Source organism: Oleiphilus sp. HI0123, from assembly GCF_001635315.1.
The window spans coordinates 1-1,289 of the sequence record NZ_LWGE01000105.1 but is presented as its reverse complement, the minus strand read 5'-3'; the positions used below and the strand labels follow the sequence as shown (position 1 = coordinate 1,289).

General features: G+C 45.2%; 2 protein-coding genes. Both read left to right on the top strand.

Annotation, left to right across the window (positions count from 1 at the left end):
* A partial coding sequence (locus tag A3761_RS01030; protein ID WP_369808146.1) for an NUDIX domain-containing protein occupies positions 1-616 on the top strand: 616 nt, incomplete at its 5' end.
* A gap of 23 nt (positions 617-639) precedes the next feature.
* Positions 640-1,092 (top strand): DUF1249 domain-containing protein, encoded by a 453-nt coding sequence (locus A3761_RS01025; protein WP_068508158.1) that lies wholly within the window; start codon positions 640-642, stop codon positions 1,090-1,092.
* The last annotated feature ends 197 nt before the right edge of the window (positions 1,093-1,289 follow it).

Below are 1,289 nucleotides of genomic sequence, written 5' to 3'. Positions count from 1 at the left end.
GACGATCAAGCTTCAATATGGCAAAGAAGATTATCAGCTAATTGGCCGTGAGTCCTGCTTTGAAGGCTTCTTTCGCATGGAAAAGGTTACCCTGAAACATCGCTTGTTTGATGGTGGCTGGAGCCGGGAAGTCAGTCGTGAATTGTTTATTCGGGGTGATGCCACTTGCGTTATTCCCTACGACCCAATGGAAGACAAAGTTGTGCTGCTGGAACAATTCAGGCCGGGCGCAATACTCGAGGATCAATCACCCTGGTTGCTGGAGTTGGTTGCAGGGATGAATGATGAGGGCGAGCACCCGGAGAATGTTGCACGCAGAGAAGCGCAAGAGGAGGCGCGCCTGGAATTAGGCGAACTTGAAAAAATTTGTGAATACTTGGTCTCGCCGGGCGGCACTACAGAGAAGGTCTATCTCTACTGTGCTAAAGTCAGTGTTCAAGGTGTTGGTGGCGTGTTTGGTCTTGCTGAAGAAGATGAAGATATCAAGGTACACTGCCTAGACTTTGAAGCAGCTTATAAATTGGTCGAAAATGGCACCATTAACAATGCTGCCGCTATTATGGGGCTTCAATGGCTGGCCTTAAACCGGGAACGCTTGCGAGAGCAGTGGCGCTAGACTAAGGGGAGAGTATTATTTTAATGCGTAAAAAGTATGTCCCCGACTTGGTTCAGCTTGGCGCGACCTTTGAAAGCAACTATAACCGCCTAATTCGTTTGATTCGAATGATGGGCGATGTTGAACGGATTCGCTTCAGCTTACATAACGGCATGTCTTACGTTGGGCAAGTACATATGACGCTTGTTGAGTCTTGTAAATATACCGATACTTTTTTGCTTGAACAAACCGCAGCGGCAGGGAAGTGGGTGAACAACCCCAAGCTTACGGTGCGTTTATATCATGATGCGGGTGTCGCTGAAGTGATAGCTCGCGATGGCCGCCAGTTAGCTCAGGGTGTAAATATCTACCCAAATCAAAAAATGCACTTGCCCGATGAAAAAAGTCAGATGAATACTTTTCTGACGGAATGGCTGAATTTCTGTATTTCTTATGGATGTTGCGACGAGAGTCCGTTTACCCATCAGAAAGTGTGAAAGTCTTATCAGACTGTTTGTCTTTATTAACGCTAATATCTGAGACGCGCGTAACAAAAAATTCATACCTTAGTATGAAAACACTAAAACAAAGCGTCATCATCATTTCCAAACTGCAATATTGAGCTAACTTATCTAGTTAATCTGCGAAAAGTTTAGTGAATCTATGGATAAAGCGTATTGCAGATCGGTTCTCT